The organism is Pseudomonas sp. zfem004, assembly GCF_032621715.1.
GTDB classification, from domain to species: Bacteria; Pseudomonadota; Gammaproteobacteria; order Pseudomonadales; family Pseudomonadaceae; genus Aquipseudomonas; species Aquipseudomonas sichuanensis.
In genome coordinates, this window is sequence record NZ_JAVYJF010000031.1 from 15,853 (window position 1) to 38,437 (window position 22,585).

Annotated in this window: 23 protein-coding genes; 6 read left to right on the forward strand and 17 right to left on the reverse strand. The window is 62.7% G+C overall.

Translation table 11 applies throughout. The features are described 5' to 3' along the window. Positions 1–126: 126 nt before the first annotated feature. The 6 genes from lepB to rpoE form a co-directional block, all read right to left on the reverse strand. Positions 127–981 (reverse strand): signal peptidase I, encoded by an 855-nt coding sequence (gene lepB, locus RTH46_RS24135; protein ID WP_153788757.1) that lies wholly within the window; start codon positions 979–981, stop codon positions 127–129. Positions 982–986: 5 nt separating this feature from the next. Then, on the reverse strand, positions 987–2,786 hold the full coding sequence (gene lepA / locus RTH46_RS24140; protein ID WP_125462814.1) for a translation elongation factor 4: 1,800 nt from the start codon (positions 2,784–2,786) through the stop codon (positions 987–989). Positions 2,787–3,057: 271 nt separating this feature from the next. Further along, positions 3,058–4,458 carry a DegQ family serine endoprotease gene (locus RTH46_RS24145; protein WP_371923754.1) on the reverse strand — a complete coding sequence of 467 codons (1,401 nt, stop codon included), beginning with the start codon at positions 4,456–4,458 and terminating at the stop codon, positions 3,058–3,060. 198 nt (positions 4,459–4,656) lie between these two features. Then, a complete protein-coding gene (locus tag RTH46_RS24150) occupies positions 4,657–5,622 on the reverse strand; it encodes a MucB/RseB C-terminal domain-containing protein (protein WP_153788758.1) in 966 nt (321 codons plus the stop codon). Positions 5,623–5,633: 11 nt separating this feature from the next. Beyond that, a complete protein-coding gene (locus RTH46_RS24155) occupies positions 5,634–6,224 on the reverse strand; it encodes a sigma-E factor negative regulatory protein (RefSeq protein ID WP_110993791.1) in 591 nt (196 codons plus the stop codon). A gap of 31 nt (positions 6,225–6,255) precedes the next feature. Next, on the reverse strand, positions 6,256–6,837 hold the full coding sequence (gene rpoE, locus RTH46_RS24160) for an RNA polymerase sigma factor RpoE (RefSeq protein WP_010220971.1): 582 nt from the start codon (positions 6,835–6,837) through the stop codon (positions 6,256–6,258). 437 nt (positions 6,838–7,274) lie between these two features. Between rpoE and nadB the strand changes: the two genes are divergently transcribed. After that, positions 7,275–8,891, forward strand: a complete 1,617-nt coding sequence (gene nadB, locus RTH46_RS24165) for an L-aspartate oxidase (protein WP_153788760.1) — start codon at positions 7,275–7,277, stop codon at positions 8,889–8,891. On the opposite strand, the gene RTH46_RS24170 is transcribed toward nadB, so the two are convergent. Together RTH46_RS24170 and RTH46_RS24175 are read right to left on the reverse strand one after the other, a co-directional pair. Next, positions 8,860–9,312 (reverse strand): protein YgfX, encoded by a 453-nt coding sequence (locus RTH46_RS24170; protein ID WP_153788761.1) that lies wholly within the window; start codon positions 9,310–9,312, stop codon positions 8,860–8,862. The two genes, nadB and RTH46_RS24170, sit on opposite strands and share 32 nt — an antisense overlap. Continuing rightward, positions 9,296–9,550, reverse strand: coding sequence for a succinate dehydrogenase assembly factor 2 (locus RTH46_RS24175; protein ID WP_110993788.1), 255 nt, complete (start codon positions 9,548–9,550; stop codon positions 9,296–9,298). Before RTH46_RS24175 ends, RTH46_RS24170 begins: the two co-directional genes overlap by 17 nt. 133 nt (positions 9,551–9,683) lie before the next feature. Between RTH46_RS24175 and RTH46_RS24180 the strand changes: the two genes are divergently transcribed. Beyond that, on the forward strand, positions 9,684–10,625 hold the full coding sequence (locus RTH46_RS24180; RefSeq protein ID WP_316906816.1) for a folate-binding protein YgfZ: 942 nt from the start codon (positions 9,684–9,686) through the stop codon (positions 10,623–10,625). A gap of 55 nt (positions 10,626–10,680) precedes the next feature. Then, positions 10,681–11,493: an HDOD domain-containing protein gene (locus RTH46_RS24185; RefSeq protein WP_316906817.1), complete on the forward strand. Its 813-nt coding sequence runs from the start codon at positions 10,681–10,683 to the stop codon at positions 11,491–11,493. Positions 11,494–11,577: 84 nt separating this feature from the next. On the opposite strand, the gene RTH46_RS24190 is transcribed toward RTH46_RS24185, so the two are convergent. Together RTH46_RS24190 and RTH46_RS24195 are read right to left on the reverse strand one after the other, a co-directional pair. After that, positions 11,578–12,960, reverse strand: coding sequence for a sensor histidine kinase (locus tag RTH46_RS24190; protein ID WP_153788764.1), 1,383 nt, complete (start codon positions 12,958–12,960; stop codon positions 11,578–11,580). Then, the gene (locus RTH46_RS24195) at positions 12,953–13,624 is read right to left on the reverse strand and encodes a response regulator (protein WP_153788765.1); all 672 of its coding nucleotides are present in this window, start codon (positions 13,622–13,624) and stop codon (positions 12,953–12,955) included. The genes RTH46_RS24190 and RTH46_RS24195 overlap by 8 nt, the downstream gene beginning before the upstream one ends. A gap of 212 nt (positions 13,625–13,836) precedes the next feature. Here RTH46_RS24195 and RTH46_RS24200 point away from each other — a divergent pair, with 212 nt between their 5' ends. After that, on the forward strand, positions 13,837–15,126 hold the full coding sequence (locus RTH46_RS24200) for an OprD family porin (protein WP_279847700.1): 1,290 nt from the start codon (positions 13,837–13,839) through the stop codon (positions 15,124–15,126). Between the two features lie 32 nt (positions 15,127–15,158). Further along, positions 15,159–16,139 (forward strand): Bug family tripartite tricarboxylate transporter substrate binding protein, encoded by a 981-nt coding sequence (locus tag RTH46_RS24205; protein ID WP_110993782.1) that lies wholly within the window; start codon positions 15,159–15,161, stop codon positions 16,137–16,139. 84 nt (positions 16,140–16,223) lie between these two features. Here the strand turns inward: RTH46_RS24205 and RTH46_RS24210 are convergent, their stop codons facing one another. From RTH46_RS24210 to rplM, 7 genes are all read right to left on the reverse strand, one after another. Beyond that, the gene (locus RTH46_RS24210) at positions 16,224–16,655 is read right to left on the reverse strand and encodes a ClpXP protease specificity-enhancing factor (protein WP_316906818.1); all 432 of its coding nucleotides are present in this window, start codon (positions 16,653–16,655) and stop codon (positions 16,224–16,226) included. Between the two features lie 12 nt (positions 16,656–16,667). Beyond that, positions 16,668–17,291: a glutathione S-transferase N-terminal domain-containing protein gene (locus RTH46_RS24215; RefSeq protein ID WP_110991631.1), complete on the reverse strand. Its 624-nt coding sequence runs from the start codon at positions 17,289–17,291 to the stop codon at positions 16,668–16,670. Positions 17,292–17,408: 117 nt separating this feature from the next. Further along, positions 17,409–18,188, reverse strand: a complete 780-nt coding sequence (locus RTH46_RS24220) for a cytochrome c1 (RefSeq protein WP_125857530.1) — start codon at positions 18,186–18,188, stop codon at positions 17,409–17,411. Next, complete coding sequence (locus tag RTH46_RS24225; protein WP_110991633.1) at positions 18,188–19,399, reverse strand: cytochrome b; 1,212 nt, start codon at positions 19,397–19,399, stop codon at positions 18,188–18,190. Before RTH46_RS24225 ends, RTH46_RS24220 begins: the two co-directional genes overlap by 1 nt. Continuing rightward, positions 19,399–19,992, reverse strand: coding sequence for a ubiquinol-cytochrome c reductase iron-sulfur subunit (gene petA, locus RTH46_RS24230; RefSeq protein ID WP_125462712.1), 594 nt, complete (start codon positions 19,990–19,992; stop codon positions 19,399–19,401). Before petA ends, RTH46_RS24225 begins: the two co-directional genes overlap by 1 nt. 261 nt (positions 19,993–20,253) lie before the next feature. Further along, a complete protein-coding gene (gene rpsI, locus RTH46_RS24235) occupies positions 20,254–20,646 on the reverse strand; it encodes a 30S ribosomal protein S9 (RefSeq protein WP_003260797.1) in 393 nt (130 codons plus the stop codon). Positions 20,647–20,660: 14 nt separating this feature from the next. Further along, positions 20,661–21,089 carry a 50S ribosomal protein L13 gene (gene rplM / locus RTH46_RS24240; protein ID WP_003260798.1) on the reverse strand — a complete coding sequence of 143 codons (429 nt, stop codon included), beginning with the start codon at positions 21,087–21,089 and terminating at the stop codon, positions 20,661–20,663. 257 nt (positions 21,090–21,346) lie between these two features. On the opposite strand from rplM, the gene RTH46_RS24245 reads away from it, so the two are divergent. Then, positions 21,347–22,387: an NADP(H)-dependent aldo-keto reductase gene (locus tag RTH46_RS24245; RefSeq protein ID WP_316906819.1), complete on the forward strand. Its 1,041-nt coding sequence runs from the start codon at positions 21,347–21,349 to the stop codon at positions 22,385–22,387. The last annotated feature ends 198 nt before the right edge of the window (positions 22,388–22,585 follow it).

A 22,585-nucleotide genomic window follows, 5' to 3' on the forward strand; every position in this document is an offset into this window, starting at 1 on the left:
AATCAACATCCTGAAAGACGGTTTGGCTGTGGTCCGACATCAAAATGGCGAAACCTCTCACTCCCTGAGAACACAGCCTATGTCAGAAAAGCAATCGGCGCTGTCCGCAGACAGCGCCGTCGATACTTAGTGGATCAGGCCGACCCGCGACAGGTTGGGCAGGTGGCTGAGTTTCGGCTCAGGCCAGCTCATCCATACGGCGAACGCCTTGCCGACGATGTTCCGGTCAGGGACCATGCCGTGCAGCTCTTTGGGGATGTTCGGATCATCCCAGTAGCGGCTGTCGTTGGAGTTGTCGCGGTTGTCACCCATCATGAAGTAATGCCCGGCCGGCACGGTCCATTGCTGGTCCGGCGGCATGCGGTAGCGGGTCATTTCCTTGCGGATCAGGTGCTCGACCTCACCGAGCTTTTCCTTGTACAGCTCGGCGCTGCCCAAGGTGCCCGGCTCGCTGCCGACCAGTTGCTCGGCGACCGCCTGGCCATTGACGAACAGGCGCTTGTCGTTGGTGTAGCGGATCTGGTCGCCCGGCAGGCCGATCACCCGCTTGATGTAGTTGACGTTCGGGTCGCTGGGGTAGCGGAACACCATCACATCGCCGCGCTGCGGGTCACCGACCTCGATGACCTTCTTGTCGATCACCGGCAGGCGGATGCCGTAGGAGAACTTGTTCACCAGGATGAAATCGCCCACTTCCAGGGTCGGTTTCATCGAACCCGACGGGATCTGGAACGGCTCAACCAGGAACGAGCGCAGCACCAGCACGATGAACAGCACCGGGAAGAACGACTTGCCGTACTCGACCAGCAACGGCTCCTTGTTCAGGCGTTCGACCACGGCCATTTCTGGCTGGCTGACGCTGCCCTGGTAGGTGGCGATCGCCGCGCGCCGGCGCGGAGCCAGGAACAGCAGGTCGATCAGACCCAACAGGCCGCAGACGGCAACGGCGATGACGAGCAACAGCGGGAAATTTAGCGACATAGGACCTAGCTATCCAACCTGAGCACGGCGAGGAAGGCTTCCTGTGGAATTTCCACGTTACCGACCTGTTTCATGCGTTTCTTACCGGCCTTCTGCTTCTCCAGCAGCTTCTTCTTACGGCTCACGTCGCCACCGTAGCACTTGGCCAGTACGTTCTTTCTGAGCGCCTTGACGGTTGTCCGCGCAATGATCTGGCCGCCAATGGCTGCCTGGATCGCCACGTCGAACATCTGCCGAGGGATCAGCTCCTTCATCTTCTCGGTCAACGCACGGCCTTTGTAGGCGGCGTTGTCACGGTGCACGATCAATGCCAGGGCATCGACCTTGTCACCGTTGATCAGCACGTCCAGCTTGACCAGGTTGGCCGACTGGTAGCGGTCGAAATGATAGTCCAGCGAGGCGTAGCCGCGGCTGGTGGACTTGAGGCGGTCGAAGAAGTCCAGCACCACTTCGTTCATCGGCAGGTCGTAGCGCACCTGCACCTGGCTGCCGAGGAACTGCATGTCGCGCTGCACGCCACGCTTCTCGATGCACAGGGTGATGACGTTGCCCAGGTGCTCTTGCGGTACCAGGATGGTGGCGGTGACGATCGGCTCGCGGAAATCGGCGACCGACGACACGTCCGGCAGCTTCGAAGGGTTGTCGACGACGATGGTTTCGCCGGTCTTGAGCTCCAGCTCGTAGATCACGCTTGGCGCGGTGGTGATCAGGTCCAGGTCGTATTCGCGCTCCAGGCGCTCCTGGATGATCTCCATGTGCAGCATGCCGAGGAAGCCGCAACGGAAGCCGAAGCCCAGGGCGTCGGAGCTTTCCGGCATGTATTGCAGCGACGAGTCGTTCAGGGTGAGCTTCTGCAGCGCGTCACGGAAGTCCTCGAAGTCGTCGGAGCTGACCGGGAACAGGCCGGCGTACACCTGCGGCTGGATCTTCTTGAAGCCTGCGAGCACTTCGACCTCGGGGGTCGAGGACAGGGTCAGGGTGTCGCCGACTGGCGCACCATGGATGTCCTTGATGCTGGCGATGATGAAGCCCACTTCACCGGCTTTGAGGTCGGCGGTCTGGGTGTGCTTGGGCGTGAACACGCCGACGCTGTCGACCAGGTGCACCTTGCCGGTGGACTTGACCAGGATCTTGTCGCCTTTCTTGACGCGGCCCTGGCGCACGCGCACCAGCGAGACCACGCCCAGGTAGTTGTCGAACCAGGAGTCGATGATCAACGCCTGCAGCGGCGCGTCGATCTCGCCCTGCGGCGCGGGGATGGTCTGCACCAGGCGCTCGAGCACCTCGTCCACGCCCATGCCGCTCTTGGCGCTGCACGCCACGGCGTCGGTGGCGTCGATGCCGATGATCTTCTCGATCTCGTCCTTGACGCGGTCCGGGTCGGCCTGGGGCAGGTCCATCTTGTTCAGCACCGGCATGACTTCCAGGCCCTGCTCGATGGCGGTGTAGCAGTTGGCCACGGACTGGGCCTCGACGCCCTGGCCGGCGTCGACCACCAGCAGTGCACCCTCGCACGCGGCCAGCGAACGCGAAACTTCATAGGTGAAGTCAACGTGGCCGGGGGTGTCGATGAAGTTCAGCTGGTAGGTTTTGCCGTCCTGCGCCTTGTAGTGCAGGGTGACGCTGTGGGCCTTGATGGTGATCCCGCGCTCGCGCTCCAGGTCCATGGAATCGAGGACCTGGGCCTCCATTTCGCGCGCCGTCAGGCCACCGCACATCTGGATGAAACGGTCGGCCAGCGTCGACTTGCCATGGTCGATGTGGGCGATGATGGAGAAATTGCGGATATGACTCAAATCACTCACGGGTCAACACTCGAAAAGGCTGCGAGCCGGACGCCCGCCGAAAAATAGCCGGGAATTGTACCTCAAGCCGCAGGGATATGGGAGATTCCTCTATCGGCCTGTCTACATCCCTTGTGGGAGCGGGCTTGCCCCGCGATGAGGCCCGATCAGGCACAAGTACTACCTGATCAGGCCTCATCGCGGGGCAAGCCCGCTCCCACGTAAAGCTTTGTGATATTGACTGCTACGTAAAAGGGCAGCCGAAGCTGCCCTTTCCTACCTTGCAATCAGCTTATTCAGCCAGCTTGAAGGTGATGAAGCTTGCGCGCCCCTGGCGCAGCACGCGCATCGACACCGAACGGTTCTTCGGCAGGTCCTTGGCAATTTCGGTGAATTCCTTGGCCGAGCCGATAGCCTGGTTGTTCAGGTGGCTGATGACATCGCCCGGACGCAGGCCAATCAGCGCTGCCGGGCCGTCCTGGACTTCCTTGATGACCACGCCGCCCTTGAGCTCCAGGGATTTCTTCTGCTCGGCGGTCAGATCGGTCACGGATACACCCAGACGGTTGCTGCTGCGCTCGACGCTGCCCTGGGCACCGGTGCCGATGTCAGCTTCTTCATCCGGCAGGGCGCCGACGGTGACATCGAGGTTCTGGCGCTTGCCATTGCGGATGATCTCAAGCTTGGCCTTGGCGCCATCCTTGAGGCTGCCGACCAGGTGCGGCAGGTCGGCCGACATGACGATCGGCTGGCCATTCATGCTCAGGATCACGTCGCCCACCTGCAGGCCGCCCTTGGCCGCCGGGCCGTCTTCCAGCACCTGGGCTACCAGGGCGCCGGCCGGCTTGTCGAGGCCGAAGGATTCAGCCAGGTCCTTGTTGACCTCCTGGATCACCACGCCCAGCCAGCCACGGCTGACCTTGCCGTCTTTCTTCAGCTGGTTGGAAACGTCGATCGCCACGTCGATCGGAATGGCGAACGACAGGCCCATGAAGCCACCGGAGCGGGTGAATATCTGCGAGTTGATACCGACCACCTCGCCATTCATGTTGAACAGCGGGCCGCCGGAGTTGCCCGGGTTGATGGCCACGTCGGTCTGGATGAACGGCACATAGGTGTCGTTGGGCAGAGTGCGGCCCTTGGCGCTGACGATGCCCTTGGTCACCGAATGGTCGAAGCCGAACGGCGAACCGATGGCCAGTACCCACTCACCCACCTTGAGCTTTTCCGAATCGCCCAGCTTGACGGTCGGCAGGTTCTTGCCCTCGACCTTGAGCAGGGCCACGTCGGTGCGCGGGTCGGTGCCGACCAGCTTGGCCTGCAGCTCGCTGCGGTCGGAGAGGCGGACGATGATTTCGTCGGCGTCGGCGACCACGTGGTTGTTGGTCAGCACATAGCCATCACTGGAAATGATGAAGCCCGAGCCCAGCGACTGCGCCTCGCGCTGGCGATCACCCCGGGGCGAGCGCGGCTGCTGTGGCATGTTGCGCTCGAAGAACTCGCGGAACATCGGCGGCAGGCCTTCGAGGTCGGGCATCTGCCCGGCGGCGATGCGGCGGTCCGGCAGTTTCTGCTTGGTACTGATGTTGACCACCGCCGGCGAAGCCTGCTCGACCAGGGTCGTGAAATCGGGCAGGGCTTCCTGGGCTTGGGCGGTGAGCACCTGGCCGAGCATGAGCACAGCGGCGAACATCGATAGGTAGGGTTTCAAGCGTGGTATTGACATACGGCTCCCGTTACAACGAGCGTAGTTAGCAGTTAGGCCCTGCAGACGCAGAAAGGCCAGACTCCCAGAAGAGCCTGACCTATAGAAAATTTATGGCTGGATTGCAAATGACAATGGGTTAATTTCCTGTCAGCACTGTGTAACAGAAGCTTTCATAAAGCGCCGTTACTGACGCGCCTGAGCATCCTGGGCCCGCATCGACAACGCCACACGCTCGGCGGTACCCAGTGGAATTTCACCGACCACGGTGACCATCACTTTGCCCTTGGGTGTGGTGAGATGGCGCGAGACCGCGACGGTCGGGCCGAGCTGAGTGCGGGTATCGGTGCCTGAGTTATCGCTGATCGGTTCAAGGAACACCGAGAAGCGCGTCAGGCCATCGTCATACATCAGGCTGCTGATTGTACTTTTGCGGTCCGGGTCATGGCGCACACTGCTGTTGATCAGCTCGAAGCCTGGTGGCAGCCAGTCCGAGCGCCAGCCGGCAACGGCCTGTGAAGTACTGGCGACCACCCGCTCGACCGGCTTGCAGGCCGCACTGGCAGTGAGGTCGGTGTCACTCGGCAGGTCATCGGTGTCCAGGCGGGTCATCTGGAAGCGTTCGAGCAGTTGCCCCTTTTCGTTGAGCATCAACGAGCGCAGCGGCAAGCCGGTCTGGCGGTCCAGGTGAAGTTCGAAGGCGTAGCGGTGCTGATCACGCGGGGTCAGGGTCACAATCACCGCGTCGCGCCCTGCGACGCGTGACTTGCCTGCCACGCTCAGGTCGTACCAGCTCATCAGTTTCAAAGGGTCGAGCATGCGCGGGGCGGCGTCGGGCGGTGCGCTCACACCGCTGACCAAGGCGCCACTGACGCATTGCACCTTGCCATCGACACGCACGATTTCCTGGGCAGCGCCATCGAGCTGGAGTAAACGCTCGCTGACCTTGCCGTCCTGGACGCGATGCCAGATATCGTGCGTGGAGAAGCTGCCATTGCGCTCGTAGACGAACGACCCCTGGTAACTCTGCCTTTGTTCAGCCTGTGCCAGCTTGTTCAGCCACTCACTCGCCTCGGGCGTGGAGTTGGCCGCGTAGGCCTGCACCGTCAGGCTGCTGCCAAGCAGCAGCGACAGGAGAGGTAGCGCGCGCATGATCCTCCTTACTAGCGGTTTTCCAGGCTGGCAGCGCGTGCGTAAGGCAGAGCGGTCTCGGTGCCTTTGAGCGCGGATTCCTGGGCATGCTGGCGCAGATAACCTGGCAGACGCTGATCCCAGCCAGCCTGGTTCTGCAGCACACCGTTGGCCATCGGCCCGGTCGGTTGTTCGCTGCTTTCACTATAGCCTGCCAAAACGGCGGGGCCTTGTGCCTGTGGCATGCTCAGCCCCTGCTGGGCAGGCTGCTGGGACGCAAGCTCGGCACCGGTGATCTCGTCCTGGTTGTAGAAACGTACACCAGCCAGCACGGCAACGGTCACCGAGGCAGCCACGGCCAGGCGGCCGATGCTGCGCCACGGGCCTTGCTTGACCTTGGCAGGCACCGCCTCGTCGGCCAATGCTGCGGAAACCGCCGAGGCGATATCCAGCTTGGGCAACAGCAGTTCCTTGTGCATCGCTGCGCGAGCGACCTGATAGCGCGACCAGGTGGCACGGGTTTCGGAATCGTCGACGGCATTGAGCACACGACGCAGTTCCAGTTCGTCCGCTTCGTTATCCATTACCGCGGACAGCGATTCCTGCAAAGCTTCACGACTCATGGCGGTTCCTCTCTTGGCTGTCGCCGCTGTCTCAGGTTTCCTGCAACAGCGGTTGCAGGGCTTTGTCTATGGCCTCCCGAGCGCGGAAAATCCGGGAGCGCACGGTACCCACCGGACATTGCATGACACTGGCAATGTCCTCGTAACTCAGTCCATCGAACTCGCGCAACGTCAATGCCGTGCGCAGGTCTTCCGGCAGTTGCTGGATGGTGCGATGGACAGTGCCTTCGATTTCATCCCGCAACAACGCGCGTTCTGGGGACTCGAGATCCTTGAGACCATGATCGCCGTCGTAAAACTCCGCATCCTCGGAGCTCACATCGCTGTCTGGCGGCCGTCTTCCACGGGACACCAGATAGTTTTTCGCCGTGTTGATGGCGATGCGGTAAAGCCACGTGTAGAACGCGCTGTCACCGCGAAAATTCCCCAGCGCCCGGTACGCCTTGATGAAGGCTTCCTGCGCCACGTCCTGCGCTTCATGGGTGTCGTGTACGAAACGCACGATCAACCCGAGAATCTTGTGCTGATACTTCAGCACCAACAGATCGAACGCTCGCCTGTCGCCGCGCTGCACGCGCTCGACAAGCTGCTGATCCTCTTCCTGGGTTAGCATGAACACTCCTCAGTGAACTCGAAGGAGCGTTGCGACAAGCATCGTTCAGGCTTGCAACCATAGACTCGGGCTTTACGCAAAAGTTCTCCCCTCCAAGCAAGTTTCCTGCGGCCCTTGGTCGGCTCGCACGAAAGGCGCAGCGCGGTCACGGCCGGCTGCGTCGATAATCAGGTTTCAGTACGCAGGTCTGAGCCCAAGCAAAGGGCTGTCGCCCTGCGTCGCCGCGGCAAAATGTGGCGTGCGTACAGCCTTCTTAGGATTTCCTGGGGTAGAGGAAAGTTCCCAAAAAGTTCGTCTTTGCCCCGCAAGCGCCATTGGAAATCAGGCCCCCGGGGCTGCTATAAAGGCATCCCGGCCCGGTTTCACGATAGTTTCACAATGCCATCTGCGCTTGACTATTGTGCCGTGCCCCCTTCGAAGATTACTAGTGTCCCGACATGAGCCAACAATTCCAACATGATGTCCTGGTGATCGGCAGTGGTGCGGCTGGTCTGAGCCTGGCACTGAACCTCCCCGGCCACCTGCGCATCGCCGTACTCAGCAAAGGCGACCTGGCCAACGGCTCTACCTTCTGGGCCCAGGGCGGCGTGGCCGCCGTGCTCGACAACACCGATACCGTACAGTCGCATGTCGAGGACACCCTCAATGCCGGCGGCGGACTGTGCCACGAAGACGCGGTGCGTTTCACCGTCGAACACAGCCGCGAAGCGATCGAATGGCTGATCGAGCAAGGCGTGCCGTTCACCCGTGACGAACACTACAGCGTCGACGACGGTGGTTTCGAGTTTCACCTCACCCGCGAGGGCGGCCACAGCCACCGGCGCATCATCCATGCCGCCGACGCCACCGGTGCGGCGATCTTCAAGACCTTGCTCGACCAGGCACGCCAGCGGCCGAACATCGAGCTGCTGGAGCAGCGCGTCGCGGTCGACCTGATTACCGAGCGCCGCCTGGGCCTGGGCGGCGACCGTTGCCTGGGCGCCTATGTACTGGACCGCAACACCGGCGAGGTCGACACCTTCGGCGCCCGCTTCACCGTGCTGGCCACCGGCGGCGCGGCCAAGGTGTACCTGTACACCAGCAACCCCGACGGCGCCTGTGGCGACGGTATCGCCATGGCCTGGCGGGCCGGTTGCCGGGTGGCGAACCTGGAGTTCAACCAATTCCACCCCACTTGCCTGTATCACCCGCAAGCCAAGAGTTTCCTGGTGACCGAAGCCCTGCGCGGCGAAGGCGCCCTGCTGCGCCTGCCCAATGGCGAGCGCTTCATGCCCCGTTTCGACCCACGCGAAGAGCTGGCGCCACGGGACATCGTCGCCCGCGCCATCGACCACGAGATGAAGCGCCTGGGCGTGGATTGCGTGTACCTGGACATCAGCCACAAGCCGGCCGAGTTCATCAAGAGCCACTTCCCCACCGTCTACGAGCGCTGCCTCACCTTCGGCATCGACATCACTCGCCAGCCGATCCCGGTGGTGCCAGCGGCCCACTACACCTGCGGCGGGGTCATGGTCGATGATCGCGGCCACACCGACGTCCCCGGCCTTTACGCCATCGGCGAAACCAGCTTCACCGGCCTGCACGGCGCCAACCGCATGGCCAGCAACTCGCTGCTCGAATGTTTCGTCTACGGCCGCGCCGCCGCCGCCGACATCGAGGCGCACCTCGAACAGGTGAGCATGCCCCGCGCCCTGCCCTGCTGGGACGCAAGCCAGGTCACCGACTCTGACGAAGACGTGATCATCGCGCACAACTGGGACGAACTGCGGCGCTTCATGTGGGACTATGTCGGCATCGTGCGCACCAGCAAACGCCTGCAGCGTGCCGAACACCGCGTGCGCATGCTGCTGGACGAAATCGACGAGTTCTACAGCAACTACAAGGTCAGCCGCGACCTGATCGAGCTGCGCAACCTGGCCCAGGTCGCCGAGCTGATGATCCGTTCGGCGATGCAGCGTAAAGAGAGCCGCGGCCTGCACTACACCCTCGACTACCCGGGCATGTTGCCCGAGGCCCGCGACACTATCCTGCAGCCGCCCACCTTCGCCGGCTGAACTTCAGCCGCACGCGCAGGCGCCGATGTGCCTCAGGGGCCAGTGCATCCCTCACGATGCACTGGCTCTCGCCGAGCCAGCGGCCCTTGCGCACGAAGCGCAACACCACCAACCCTGGCAGGGCAATGCTGTCGCGGCACAACCGCACCGCCTGCCAGCCACGGGCACGGCTGTACAAACGCCAGCCACGCGAGTCGCGGCGCAAACCGGTGATCGCATCGGGGTGCGTGAGCAGGATACGGCGGGGAATGGCCCAGCAGGCATGCGCCAGGCAAGCGAAGAACAGCAGGCCGCGCAGCCACAACGGCAGCGCGATGACGGCCAGGGAGATGATCGCCAGCGCCTGGCTGGCGAGGTAGGCCGTCAGCAGCAGGCGTGAGCCCTGCCAGCGGCACTCGAAACGATCACTTGGGCTGGACACGGTCCAGGATGATTCGGACCATGCGCTGCAGCTCCGGGTCTTCGGACTCGTTGCGCTCCATGAACCAGCCGAACATGTCCTGGTCTTCGCAGCTCAGCAGCCGCACGTAGAGTTCACGGTCGGCTTCGCTCAGGCTGGGGTAGACCTCCTGGGTGAAAGGTACCAGCAGCACGTCCAGTTCCAGCATGCCACGGCGGCTGTGCCAGAAAAGCCGGTTGAGTTCAGTTTGTTCGACCATGGGGCCCTCCTCGAATGGTCGGGCAGTATACCGTGCGGCGCACGAAGCGACACCGGGCGTTGGTCTAGTCACCTACCTATTTTGTTACTGGCGTTCTATGATGGCCGCCAGTCTCTAGCTACCGCGATGACCCATGGCCGATTCCGCTTTTTTCTGTACGCTCGCCCACGAGGGCATCCTCGCCGTGCGCGGGTCCGACGCCGGCAAGTTCCTGCAAGGCCAACTGACCTGCAACCTCAACTACCTCAGCGATGAGCACGCCAGCCTCGGCGCGCGCTGCATGGTCAAGGGCCGGATGCAGTCGAGCTTCCGCATCCTCCCGCAAGGCAATGGCTACCTGCTGGCAATGGCCAGCGAACTGCTCGATGCGCAATTGGCAGACCTTAAAAAGTACGCCGTGTTCTCCAAGGCCACCCTGAGCGACGAAAGCGCTGCCTGGGCACGCTTTGGCCTGCAGCACGCCGAAGCGGCCCTGCAGGCGCTGGGCATGAACGTACCAGACGCCGCTGGTGCGACCGTGCGACATGACAGCCTGATCGCCGTTCGTGTCTCGGCTGGCCGGGTAGAGTTGTGGGCGCCCGCCGAACAGGCCACGGCAGTACGCGAAACACTCGCTGCCAGCCTGCCCGAGGGCACACTGAACGACTGGCTGCTGGGCCAGATCCGCGCCGGCATCGGCCAGGTCATGGGCCCGACCCGCGAGCTGTTCATCCCGCAGATGATCAACCTGCAGGCCGTCGATGGCGTGAGCTTCAAGAAAGGCTGCTACACCGGCCAGGAAATCGTCGCGCGCATGCAGTACCTGGGCAAGCTCAAGCGCCGCCAGTACCGCCTTGCGCTCGACCAGGCCGACGTACCGGCGCCCGGCGCCGAGATCTTCTCGCCCACCCACGGCTCGTCGGTCGGTGAAGTGGTGATCGCCGCCAGCGCAAGCAACGGCGTCGAGCTGCTGGCCGTGCTCAGCGCCGACGCAGTGGCCGACGACAACCTGCACCTGGGCAGCCTCGAAGGCCCGCGCCTGACGCTGCTCGACCTGCCTTACGAACTGGACCGCGACCGGGAAATCCAACGCTGACCAGCCCGCCCCGCCCACGCGGCGGGGCCGCACCACCTTTGCCGTAGAGAAGTCCATGAACAAGCTGGCCGAGATGGTCCAAGGGCAATTGCTCACTGCCATCGACAACGACGATCTGGTCCTGCCAACGCTTCCGGAAGTCGCCCTGAGCATCCGCGAAGCCGCCGAGGACAGCGAAATCAGCGTCTCGGCCCTGAGCAAGGTGATCGGCCGCGACGCCGCCCTGTCGGCGCGCCTGATCAAGGTAGTCAACAGCCCGCTGTTGCGCGCCGCGGTTGAAGTCACAGACCTGCACACCGCCATCACCCGCCTGGGCATCAACTACAGCTGCAACCTGGCCATTGGCCTGGTGATCGAGCAGATCTTCCACGCCCGCGCCCCGGCGGTTGAACAAAAACTGCGCGATATCTGGGCCAACAGCCTTGAAGTCGCCGGCATCAGTTATGAACTGTGCCGCCGCTACACCCAGCTCAAACCCGACCAGGCCGCGCTTGGTGGCCTGGTTCACCAGATCGGCGCATTGCCGGTGCTGATCTATGCCCAGGAGCACAACGAACTGCTCTCGGACCCGGTGTGCCTGCATTACGTGATCGAACAGATCCAGCCAGCCTTGGGTGACAAGATCCTCAGTGCCTGGGAATTCCCCGAGCAGCTGGTCAAGCTGCCCGGCCAGGTCCAGGTCCAGGACCTGGACCGGCGCACCGACCAGGTCGACTACATCGATGTGGTACAGGTCGCCCGCTGCATCAGCCAGCGCGGGCGCAGTCGGCCGCTGGCGGCGCTGCCCGCCTACCGGCACCTGGGGTTGCCCTACGGGACCGAGCTGAATGTCGATGAGCTGCTGGAAGCGCGGAACATGTTGCGCTGAATCAAGCCCATCGCGGGGCAAGCCCGCTCCCACGCCAACAACGCATGTGGGAGCGGGCTTGCCCCGCGATAAGGTCGCCAACGCCTACTGATCAGCGATAAAACTCACCCGCACCTTCAACCCGCCCCGCTCGCCATCATGCAGACTGATCTGCGCCAGGTGCGCCCTGCAGATTTCGCCGACGATGGCCAAGCCCAGCCCGCTGCCCTGCGCGCTGCGCCGGTAGAAACGCTCGAACACCCGCTCGCGCTCCGCCTCGGGAATCCCCGGCCCATCGTCCTCGACCTCCAGCACCGCCGGCGCCAGCACCCGCAGCACCACATCGCCGCCTTGCGGCGTATGGGCCAAGGCGTTATCCACCAGGTTGCTGAGCAACTCGTTGAGCAAGGTCGGCTCGCCCTTGAGCCAAACCGGCGCCTCGGCTTCCAACGCCAGCGACACGCCGCGGGCATGGGCCAGGGGGGCCATGGCCATGCCCAGCTCACGGGCCAACTGGCTCAAGTCCAGGCGCTGGGCTCCACCTTCGGCGATGGCCCGTGCGCCGTTTTCCACCCGTGCCAGCGATAGCAACTGGTTAGCCAGATGGGTCAGACGGTCGGTGCCCTGGGCGGCGGCGTCCAGGGTCTGGCGCCACTCCTCGGGATCCTTCGAGCGCAGGCCCAACTCGACCCGCGCCTTGAGCGCCGCCAGCGGGGTGCGCAGCTCATGGGCGGCATCGGCGATGAACTGCGCCTGACGCTCGAACTGCCCACGCAGGCGCTCGGTGAAGTGGTTGAGCGCACGCACCAGCGGCCCGAGTTCGCGCTGCACCTGCACCACTGGCAGGGCCCGCAGGTCGTCCGGCTGGCGCTCTTCCACCGCACCACGCAGGCGTTCCAGCGGGCGCAGCGCGGCGCTGACCGCGAACCACACCAGCACCAGCGCACCCAGCGCCAGCATGCCCAGGCGCAGCAGGGTATCGGCCATCAAGCCACGGGCCATGCGTACCCGCGCCTCTTCGGTTTCGGCCACACGGATCTCGGCCATGCCATTCATGTTCGGTTCGCTGACCGCCTTGAGCAGGCTGACCACCCGCACATCCTGGCCCTGGTACGTGGCGTCGTAAAAACGCGCCAAGGCCGGGTAGTCGTCGGTGCGCGGCGTACCCGGTGGTGGTGGCGGCAGGTTTTCATAACCCGAGATCAGCTTCTGGTGGATGTCCAGCACCTGGTAGTAGATACGCCCGGCGCTGTCATAGGCGAAGGTATCAAGGGCCACGTAGGGCACATCGGCGCTGAGCGTGCCGTCACGTTGCGAGAGCCCGGCGGCAATGGTCCGCGCCGAAGCCAGCAGGGTGCGGTCATAGGCGGTGTCGGCCGCTTCACGGCCATTCCAGTAGGCGCTCAGGCCGCTGGCCAGCATCAGCACCACCAGCAGCAGCGCCAGGTTGCCCAGCAAGCGCCCGCGCAGGCTGCCGTTGTCACGCATCGCGGTGCTCGAGCAGGTAACCCAGGCCACGGAAGGTGACGATGGCCACCGGATGACCATCGAGCTTCTTGCGTAGGCGGTGGATATAAATCTCGATGGCGTCGGGGCTGGCCTCTTCGTCCAGGCCAAAAACTTGAGCTGCCAGCTGCTCCTTGCTCATCACCCGGCCCGGGCGGGCGATCAAGGCTTCGAGCACGCTCTGCTCGCGCTGGGTGAGCGTCAGTGGTTCGTTTTCGAGGGAAAACCGCCGGGTATCGAGGTCATAGACCAGCGGGCCACAACGCTGCTGGCGCTCACCGCCAAGCACGCTGCGGCGCAGCAACGCCTTGACCCGCGCCTCCAGCTCGGTCAGTTCGAAAGGCTTGGCCAGGTAATCGTCGGCGCCCAGGTTCAGGCCATGCACGCGGTCCTTCACATCGCTGCGCGCGGTGAGCATCAGCACCGGCACGGTCTTGCCGCGGCCGCGCAGGCGCGCCAGCACTTCGAAGCCGTCCATGCGCGGCAGGCCGACATCGAGCACCGCCACGGCATAGTCCTCGCTGGCCAACGCCAGGTCGGCGGCCACGCCATCGTGCAGTACATCCACGGTCAGCCCCTGGCTCTTGAGGGCCTGGGCCACGCTTTCGGCCAGTTGCAGGTGGTCTTCGACCAGCAGCACACGCATCGGATTCTCCCAGCCCGGGCAGGGCTTTTTGCGCGGATTTTTGCGCGGAGTGTACCGCCGTCACCGGGCCTGTGAAGCCCCGGCAGCAAACCTTTCACGCTGAAAGGTTAGCGAAAGGTTGATTGCCTAGCATCGCACCACGGTCGCCCCGCGCGCCGCCAAAAGCACCAGCAAGGTGCAATTTATAAGAACAATAATTGGAGTCACCGACGATGCTGTCCATGCAGCCGCAGGCCTTCGCGCCTTCCCGTTCGTTCGCCGCCCGCCCATGCGCCCTCGCCAGCGCCGTCGCCCTTGTCGGTGTCGCGCCCCTGAGCCAGGCCGCCTTCTTCGAAGACAGCACTGCCACCTTCGAAACCCGCAACATGTACTTCAATCGCGACTTCCGCGACGGCACCAGCAAGCAGCAATCCAAGCGCGATGAATGGGCCCAGGGCTTCATGCTCAACTTCGAGTCCGGTTACACCGAAGGCACCGTGGGCTTTGGCCTGGATGCCCTGGGCATGCTTGGCGTGAAGCTCGACTCCAGCCCCGACCGCACCGACACCGGCCTGCTGCCCACCCATGACGACGGCAAGGCGGCCGACGAGTACTCCAAGCTCGGCCTGACCGGCAAAGTGAAGGTATCCAAGACCGAACTGAAAATCGGCACCCTGATCCCCGAGCTGCCCACCCTGCAGCCCAACGATGGTCGCATCCTGCCGCAGACCTTCGAAGGTGGCCTGGTCACCTCCAACGAGATCAAGGGCCTGACCTTCACCGGCGGGCGCCTGGACAAGGCCAAGGACCGCAACGACACCAACTGGGAAGACCTGGCGCTGAACAACAAGAACGGCCGCTTCGGTGGCAGCTTCAGCGCCGACAACCTCGACCTGGCAGGCCTGGACTACAAGTTCACCGACCGTATCACCGGCAGCTACCACTTCGCCCAGCTCGACGATATCTACCGCCAGCACTTCATCGGCATGCTCGCCACCCAGCCCTGGGGCCCAGGCACCTTCAGCGCCGACCTGCGCCTGGCGGTGAGCGACGAAGCCGGCCAGGCCAAGGCCGGGCGCATCGACAACACCACCTTCAGCGGCATGCTCGGCTATGGCCTGGGCGGGCACAAGTTCAGCGCCGGCTGGCAGCAACTGAGCGGCGACAGCGCCTTCCCCTATGTCGACGGCGCCGACCCCTACCTGGTCAACTTCGTGCAGATCAACGACTTCGCCGGTGCCGACGAGCGCTCCTGGCAGGCGCGCTACGACTACAACTTCGCAGCCCTGGGCGTGCCCGGGTTGACCTTCATGACCCGCTACATCAACGGCGACAACGTCAGCCGCGCCGCCGGTGGCGAGGGCAAGGAGTGGGAACGCAACACCGAACTCAAGTACGTGGTACAAAGCGGCCCGTTGAAAAACGTCGCCGTGCGCCTGCGCAACGCCACCTTCCGCTCCAACTTCGCCCGCGACGCGGACGAGGTGCGGCTGCTGGTGAGCTACAGCGTGGCTCTGTGGTAACCCAATAACAACAATGCTCACGGAGATAGACGATGACCTTTTCACTGCGCCGCCTCGCCCTCGCAACCGGCTGCCTGCTGCTGGCCGGCAATGCCCTGGCCGCTGAACCGAAACGCCCTGAATGCATCGCCCCGGCCTCGCCCGGCGGCGGTTTCGACCTGACCTGCAAACTGGTGCAGAGCGCACTGGTGGAGGAGAAGATCCTCAGCAAACCGATGCGCGTGACCTACATGCCCGGCGGGGTCGGCGCGGTGGCCTATAACGCCGTGGTTGCCCAGCGCCCAGGCGACGCCGGTACCCTGGTGGCCTGGTCCAGCGGCTCGCTGCTGAACCTGGCCCAGGGCAAGTTCGGCCGCTTTGACGAGAACGCGGTGAAGTGGCTGGCGGCGGTTGGCACCAGCTACGGTGCCATCGCGGTGAAGAGTGACTCGCCCTACAAGACCCTCGACGACCTGGTCGCGGCCCTGAAGAAAGACCCGAGCAAAGTGGTGATCGGCTCCGGCGGCACCGTCGGCAGCCAGGACTGGATGCAGACCGCCTTGATCGCCAAGGCCGCCGGCATCAACCCACGCGACCTGCGCTACGTGGCCCTGGAAGGCGGCGGCGAAATCGCCACCGCGCTGCTCGGTGGCCATATCCAAGTCGGCTCCACCGATATTTCCGACTCCATGCCGCACATCCAGAGCGGCAACATGCGCATCCTCGCGGTGTTCTCCGAGAAGCGCCTGGACGAGCCGGAAATGAAAGACATCCCCACTGCCAAGGAGCAGGGCTACGACATCGTCTGGCCGGTGGTGCGTGGTTTCTACCTGGGGCCGAAGGTCAGCGATGAAGACTACGCCTGGTGGAAAGCCTCGTTCGACAAGATGCTCGCCTCGGAAGACTTCGCCAAGCTGCGCGACCAGCGCGAACTGTTCCCGTTCGCCATGACCGGCGAAGAGCTGGACGGCTATGTGAAGAAGCAGGTGGCCGATTACAAGGCACTGGCCCGTGAGTTCGGGCTGATCCAGTAAGCCGCCCCGGCATCCTCCACGTGGGAGCGGGCTTGCCCCGCGATCTGGTACAAAAAAGGCGATCCACAAGGATCGCCTTTTTTGTTACTTGACCACCTTGAGGCTGGGTCGACCGCTGGGGCGTGGAGGCTGGCTCCCGCCTTCCGGCGGGCCATCGTCATCCGGCTCGACACCTTCATCGTGCAGGTCGTCTTCATCGTCGAGCGGCGGGTCCAGCTCAAAGACCATGCCCTGACCGTTTTCACGAGCATAGATGCCCAGGATCGCGCCGGCCGGCACAAAGAGCGTGTGGGATACACCACCAAAGCGCCCGTCGAAGCTCACCGCTTCGTTGTCCATGTGCAAGTTGCGCACAGCACTGGGCGAAATATTCAGGACGATCTGGCCGTCACTGGCAAAACCCTGAGGCACCTGGACCGCCGGATACTCGGCATTGACCAGCATATGGGGCGTGCAATCGTTGTCGACGATCCACTCGTACAGCGCACGAACCAGATAGGGGCGACTGGATTTCATCAACGGTTCCTCTTAAACCTTGCGCATTTCACGTTCGGCAGCAGACAGGCTCGCCTGGAAAGGCTCGCGGGCGAACTGTCGCTCCATGTAATCCAGCAACGGCTTGGCCTGCCGTGGCAATTCAATACCCATCACCGGCAAACGCCAGAGCATGGGCAATAGACAACAGTCGACGAGGCTTTGCTCCTCGCTCATGAAACAGGGCATCTCGCCAAACAGCGGCGCTACGCCGGTCAGGCTCTCACGCAGTTCCTTGCGCGCCTGGGTGCGTGCCGCCTCACTGCTGCGCGGGTCGAGCACGGTATCGGCCAGGGCACACCAGTCGCGCTGGATACGGTGCATCAGCAATCGACTGTTGCCACGCGCCACCGGGTATACCGGCATCAAGGGCGGATGAGGATAACGCTCGTCGAGATACTCCATCACCACGGTCGACTCATACAGCGCCAGGTCACGATCGACCAGTGTCGGCAGGCTGCCATAAGGATTCACTTCGACCAGCTTGGGCGGCAGGCGTTTGGCATCGACGTCGATGATCTGCACGGCGATGCCTTTCTCGGCGAGCACCAGGCGTACCCGATGAGAGTAATGATCAGCGGGGTCGGAATAGCAGGCTAACCTGTTGGTTGCGCCCATGTAGCGCCTCCTCGCACGGGATGCTTGTAAAACTGTAAATGAAAACGCGCCCGGGGCACCCTGGCATTTCTGCCAGGGCGCCCCGGGCGCGTTCAACAACCAGAAACTACTGCGTGATCAGTGCACGTCCTTCCAGTATTCGCGCTTGAGCAAGTAGGCGAATACGAAGAAGAAAGCCAGGTACAGCAACACGTAGGTACCGATGCGCTGGCTTTCCAGTTTGACCGGGTTGGCCGAATAGGCCAGGAAGGTCACCAGGTTCTTGACCTTCTCGTCGAACTGCTCGGGCGTCAGGGTACCGGATTTCTCCTCGACGGTCAGCTGGTCGCACGCTTCATGGGTCAGCGGGCTGCCGGTGAGCGGGTCGAATTGCTTCTTGCCATCAACCACGGTCTGCACCTGCTTGCAGCCAATCACCTGATTACCCTGCAGGCCGACCAGCACGTTGGGCATCCCCACATTGGGGAAGACCTTGTTGTTCACCCGGTACGGCCGCGCGGGGTCCTCGTAGAAGCTACGCAGGTAGGTGTACAGCCAGTCATTGCCACGCACCCGGGCAACCAGGGTGAGGTCGGGAGGCGCCGCGCCGAACCAGGTCTTGGCATCGTTTGGCTGCATGCCGATCTTCATGTGGTCACCGATCTTGGCACCGGTGAACACCAGGTTCTCGAGCATCAGCTCGTGCGGGATCCCCAGGTCGTCGGCCACCCGCTCATAGCGCTGGAACTTGGCGCTGTGGCAGCCCATGCAATAGTTGGCGAAGGTCCGCGCACCATCCTGCAGGGCGGCTTTGTCAGTGAGGTCGACATCGACCTTGTCCAGCTCCAGGCTGTGCTCGGCGGCAAACGAAAGGCCAGGCATCAGTGCCAGCAAGCATACTGCAATCAACTTTTTCATCAGCCAGTCACCCTTTCCGGAACCGGTTTGGTCTTCTCGAGCCTTGTGTAGAACGGCATCAGCAGGAAGTAGGCGAAGTACAGCACCGTACACACCTGCGACAGCAAGGTACGCCCCGGGGTCGGTGCCAGTACGCCCAGCACACCGAGGATGACGAAGGCCACGCAGAACACCAGCAGCCAGACCTTGCTCAGCCAACCCTTGTAGCGCATGGAGCGCACCGGGCTGCGGTCAAGCCAGGGCAACACGAACAGCACAGCGATCGCAGCGCCCATGGCGATCACCCCGAACAGCTTGTCGGGCACCGCACGCAAGATCGCGTAGAACGGCGTGAAGTACCACACCGGGGCGATATGCTCAGGGGTCTTGAAGGCGTTTGCCTGCTCGAAGTTCGGTTTCTCCAGGAAGTAACCACCCATTTCCGGGAAGAAGAACACCACGGCGCAGAACACGAAGAGGAACACCACCACGCCGACGATATCCTTGACGGTGTAGTACGGGTGGAATGGAATGCCGTCCAGCGGGATACCGTTCTCGTCCTTTTTCTTCTTGATGTCCACACCATCGGGGTTGTTCGAACCCACTTCGTGCAAGGCCAGAATGTGCAGCACGACCAGGCCGAGAATCACGATCGGCAAGGCCACCACATGCAAGGCGAAGAAGCGGTTCAGGGTGATGCCCGAGATCAGGTAGTCACCACGGATCCACTGGGTCAGGTCGCCACCGATCACCGGAATCGCGCCAAACAGCGAAATGATCACCTGGGCGCCCCAGTACGACATCTGGCCCCATGGCAGCAGGTAGCCCATGAAGGCCTCAGCCATCAGCGCCAGGTAGATCAGCATGCCGAACAGCCAGACCAGCTCGCGCGGCTTCTGGTAGGAGCCGTAGAGCAGGCCGCGGAACATGTGCAGGTAGACAACGATGAAGAACGCCGAGGCGCCGGTGGAGTGCAGGTAGCGCAGGATCCAGCCGTACTCGACGTCACGCATGATGTACTCGACCGAGGCGAAGGCCTCTTCCGCCGAGGGGGTGAAACTCATGGTCAGCCATACGCCGGTAACGATCTGGTTGACCAGCACCAGCAGCGCCAGCGAGCCGAAGAAGTACAGGAAGTTGAAGTTCTTGGGCGCGTAATACTTGCTCAGATGGTCTTCCCACATCTTCGTGGCGGGGAAGCGCGCATCGATCCACTCCATGAACTTGCTCATCATGCTTTCTCCTGATCGATGCCGATGACGACAAGGTCGTCCGACTCGTACGAGTGCGGTGGCACTGGCAGGTTCAGAGGCGCCGGCTGGGCTTTGTAGACACGACCCGCCAGGTCGTAGTGCGAACCGTGGCAAGGGCAGAAATAGCCACCGACCCACTTCGGCCCAAGGTCGGCCGGGGCAACTTCGGGACGGAACGTAGGCGAGCACCCCAGGTGGGTGCACAAGCCGACCAGAATGAGGATTTCGGGCTTGATCGAGCGATTCTGCGGATCGACGTAGGTGGGCTGCACCGATGCCTTGGATTCAGGATCGGAGAGCTCGGCAGTGAGCTTTTTCAGGTTGCCGAGGATTTCGTCCGTTCGGCGCACGATGAACACGGGCTGACCACGCCATTCAGCCACCATTTGCTGGCCTGGTTCGACCTTGGCGATATTGACCTTCACCGGTGCCCCTGCGGCTTTCGCCTTGGCACTGGGAAACCATGACCCCACGAACGGTACCGCAGCCCCCACTGCCCCCGCTGCCCCGACCACGGATGTCGCGGCTACGAGGAAGCGGCGCCGGCCTGCGTTGACGCCGTCATTGCTCATTCAGTCCTCTCCCATCAGCTTGCTTGGCCTGTTTGAACAGGCATCTACTTAGGTACGTCTGTGGCACTAAAAATTGGCCGCCATGGTAAGAAACAAATCCACACACTGACAAGGTGATTACCCGCTCGTCGGGCTACAACCCTCGCTTTGCTTGATCTGTGTCTATACGACAAGTGCCCACCGACTGCTGACAGGTTAGTTCAAGCCATAAAAAAAGCCCGGTTCCAAAGGAACCGGGCTTCTTCGACTGCCGAAGCGAAATTAACGCTTGGAGTACTGAGGACGCTTACGCGCTTTACGCAGACCCACTTTCTTACGCTCGACTTCACGAGCGTCGCGGGTGACGTAGCCAGCACGACGCAGAGCGCCACGCAGGGTTTCGTCGTATTCCATCAGGGCGCGGGTGATACCGTGGCGGATTGCACCGGCCTGACCGCTGACACCACCACCGGAAACGGTGACGTAGATGTCGAACTTCTCAACGGTCTCGGTCAGTTCCAGCGGCTGGCGAACAACCATGCGAGCGGTTTCGCGGCCGAAGAACACGTCCAGGGAACGGTTGTTGATGGAGATGTTACCGGTACCAGGACGCAGGAAAACGCGAGCGGTTGCGGTCTTGCGACGGCCAGTGCCGTAGTTTTGAGTCGCCGACATAATGAACTATCCCGTTAGATCTTCAGTTCTTGAGGCTGCTGAGCAGTGTGAGGGTGAGCAGCACCCGCGTACACTTTCAGCTTGCGGTACATGTCGCGACCCAGCGGGTTCTTCGGCAGCATGCCTTTGACCGCGGTTTCGATGACACGCTCAGGGGCCTTGGCGATCAACTTCTCGAAGTTGATTTCCTTGATACCGCCCGGGAAGCCGGAGTGGGAGTAGTACATCTTGTCGGAAGACTTGGCACCAGTCACACGAACCTGCTCGGCGTTGATAACGACGATGTAGTCGCCGGTGTCAACGTGAGGGGTGTATTCTGGCTTGTGCTTGCCACGCAGGCGGCTAGCGATTTCGGTAGCCAGACGACCCAGGGTCTGACCAGCGGCGTCGACTACGAACCACTCGCGCTTTACTGTTTCCGGTTTAGCAGTAAAAGTTTTCATTCTCTAAAGCCTCAGAGGCCGCCCAGCGAAAAATAGACGGCGAATCTTACTGGATAGTGCACAGCTTGCCAAGGGCAAACGCGCAGCCGAACGCTGACGCTTTTGGGGGCTCGGGTCGGGCACGCCAATGTTCGACAAAGGTTCTTCATTCGTGATGGTGCATCACTTCCGCCACGCGAAGAGCTGCAGAATTATCCAGATTGCGCGAAAAATTTCAACCTGCTTTTATGGGCTTCTTTGCCTGGAGCGTCCCTTCGATGGAATACCGCAAGCTCGGTCGTACCGACCTCAACGTCAGCGCCCTGTGCCTGGGCACCATGACCTGGGGCGAGCAGAACACCCAGGATGACGCCTTCGCCCAGATCAAGCTGGCCAAGGCCGCCGGCATCAACTTCATCGACACCGCCGAGATGTACCCGGTGCCGCCGCGCCCGGAAACCTATGCGGCCACCGAACGCATCATCGGCAACTGGTTCGCCAGGCATGGCGACCGCGACGACTGGCTGCTGGCCAGCAAGGTCGCCGGCCCCGGCAACGGCATCAGCCACATCCGCGACGGCCAGCTCAAGCACAACCGCCAGCACATCGTTGCCGCGCTCGATGCAAGCCTTGCGCGCCTGCAGACCGACCGCATCGACCTGTACCAACTGCACTGGCCCGAACGCAGCACCAACTTCTTCGGCAAGCTGGGCTACCAGCACCTGCCCAACGACATGTTCACCCCGCTCGAAGAAACCCTCGAAGTGCTCGACGAGCAGGTGAGCGCCGGCAAGATCCGCCATATCGGCCTGTCCAACGAAACCCCGTGGGGCACCATGAAGTTCCTGCAACTGGCCGAGGCCCGCGGCTGGCCGCGGGCGGTGTCGATCCAGAACCCCTACAACCTGCTCAACCGCAGCTTCGAAGTGGGCCTGGCGGAGGTGGCGATCCGTGAACAGTGCGGCCTGCTGGCCTACTCGCCGCTGGCCTTCGGCATGCTCTCGGGCAAGTACGAAGACGGCGCCCGTCCGGAAAACGCCCGATTGACCCTGTTCAGCCGCTTTGCCCGTTACTCCAATCCGCAGACCGTGGCGGCGTGCAGCCGTTATGTGCAGCTGGCCCGCGACCACGGCCTGGATCCGGCGCAGATGGCCCTGGCGTTCGTCACCCGGCAACCCTTCGTGACCAGCAACATCATCGGTGCAACCACCCTTGAGCAGTTGCAGAGCAACATTGATAGCCAGGGCCTGAACCTGGGCGATGAACTGCTGGCGGCGATCGAGGCAATCCATCAGGAGCAGCCGAACCCGGCGCCTTGAGCAGGCCCCCATCGCGGGGCAAGCCCGCTCCCACGCAGCACTCCCCCCGTGGGAGCGGGCTTGCCCCGCGATAGGTAATGCGGGGTAGACACAATCGCCAAAAAATAAGACGATCCAGCCGGTGATTGACCACTCTACCCTATAAGAACAATGACAATGATGTTTACCCAACCCCCCGCGTCGCTGCGGCGCGTCAGC

Bases quoted from the DNA above. Each gene is read 5' to 3' on its own strand.
- lepB (WP_153788757.1), bottom strand. From the start codon at position 981: ATGTCGCTAAATTTCCCGCTGTTGCTCGTCATCGCCGTTGCCGTCTGC.
- RTH46_RS24145 (WP_371923754.1), bottom strand. From the start codon at position 4,458: ATGTTCGCCGCTGTGCTCATGCTCGGCCAGGTGCTCACCGCCCAAGCC.
- RTH46_RS24150 (WP_153788758.1), bottom strand. From the start codon at position 5,622: ATGCGCGCGCTACCTCTCCTGTCGCTGCTGCTTGGCAGCAGCCTGACG.
- RTH46_RS24155 (WP_110993791.1), bottom strand. From the start codon at position 6,224: ATGAGTCGTGAAGCTTTGCAGGAATCGCTGTCCGCGGTAATGGATAAC.
- rpoE (WP_010220971.1), bottom strand. From the start codon at position 6,837: ATGCTAACCCAGGAAGAGGATCAGCAGCTTGTCGAGCGCGTGCAGCGC.
- nadB (WP_153788760.1), top strand. From the start codon at position 7,275: ATGAGCCAACAATTCCAACATGATGTCCTGGTGATCGGCAGTGGTGCG.
- RTH46_RS24175 (WP_110993788.1), bottom strand. From the start codon at position 9,550: ATGGTCGAACAAACTGAACTCAACCGGCTTTTCTGGCACAGCCGCCGT.
- RTH46_RS24180 (WP_316906816.1), top strand. From the start codon at position 9,684: ATGGCCGATTCCGCTTTTTTCTGTACGCTCGCCCACGAGGGCATCCTC.
- RTH46_RS24185 (WP_316906817.1), top strand. From the start codon at position 10,681: ATGAACAAGCTGGCCGAGATGGTCCAAGGGCAATTGCTCACTGCCATC.
- RTH46_RS24190 (WP_153788764.1), bottom strand. From the start codon at position 12,960: ATGCGTGACAACGGCAGCCTGCGCGGGCGCTTGCTGGGCAACCTGGCG.
- RTH46_RS24195 (WP_153788765.1), bottom strand. From the start codon at position 13,624: ATGCGTGTGCTGCTGGTCGAAGACCACCTGCAACTGGCCGAAAGCGTG.
- RTH46_RS24200 (WP_279847700.1), top strand. From the start codon at position 13,837: ATGCTGTCCATGCAGCCGCAGGCCTTCGCGCCTTCCCGTTCGTTCGCC.
- RTH46_RS24205 (WP_110993782.1), top strand. From the start codon at position 15,159: ATGACCTTTTCACTGCGCCGCCTCGCCCTCGCAACCGGCTGCCTGCTG.
- RTH46_RS24210 (WP_316906818.1), bottom strand. From the start codon at position 16,655: ATGAAATCCAGTCGCCCCTATCTGGTTCGTGCGCTGTACGAGTGGATC.
- RTH46_RS24215 (WP_110991631.1), bottom strand. From the start codon at position 17,291: ATGGGCGCAACCAACAGGTTAGCCTGCTATTCCGACCCCGCTGATCAT.
- RTH46_RS24220 (WP_125857530.1), bottom strand. From the start codon at position 18,188: ATGAAAAAGTTGATTGCAGTATGCTTGCTGGCACTGATGCCTGGCCTT.
- RTH46_RS24225 (WP_110991633.1), bottom strand. From the start codon at position 19,399: ATGAGCAAGTTCATGGAGTGGATCGATGCGCGCTTCCCCGCCACGAAG.
- petA (WP_125462712.1), bottom strand. From the start codon at position 19,992: ATGAGCAATGACGGCGTCAACGCAGGCCGGCGCCGCTTCCTCGTAGCC.
- rpsI (WP_003260797.1), bottom strand. From the start codon at position 20,646: ATGTCGGCGACTCAAAACTACGGCACTGGCCGTCGCAAGACCGCAACC.
- rplM (WP_003260798.1), bottom strand. From the start codon at position 21,089: ATGAAAACTTTTACTGCTAAACCGGAAACAGTAAAGCGCGAGTGGTTC.
- RTH46_RS24245 (WP_316906819.1), top strand. From the start codon at position 21,347: ATGGAATACCGCAAGCTCGGTCGTACCGACCTCAACGTCAGCGCCCTG.